Source organism: Actinoplanes rectilineatus, assembly GCF_000962825.1.
In the GTDB taxonomy this organism is placed as follows: Bacteria; Actinomycetota; Actinomycetes; order Mycobacteriales; family Micromonosporaceae; genus Actinoplanes; species Actinoplanes rectilineatus.
In genome coordinates this window covers 1-229 of sequence record NZ_JZKF01000298.1, presented here as the reverse complement: position 1 = coordinate 229, position 229 = coordinate 1, and the positions used below count along the sequence as shown (strand labels likewise).

General features: G+C 69.4%; 1 pseudogene. It reads left to right on the top strand.

Going from position 1 to position 229, the window contains the following annotated elements:
* Positions 1–229 (top strand): annotated as a pseudogene (locus tag WH85_RS46485) (ATP-dependent Clp protease ATP-binding subunit ClpC); the annotation flags it as partial.

Genomic DNA, 229 nt, shown 5'->3' with positions numbered 1-229 from the left:
GCAGCGGGAGAAGGAGTGGAAGGCCGGCGACCTGGACGTGGTGTCCGAGGTCGACGACGAGCAGATCGCCGAGGTCCTGGGCAACTGGACCGGCATCCCGGTCTACAAGCTGACCGAGGAGGAGACGTCCCGGCTGCTGCGCATGGAGGACGAGCTCCACAAGCGGGTCATCGGCCAGGAGGACGCGGTCCAGGCCGTGTCGAAGGCGATCCGGCGCACCCGTGCCGGG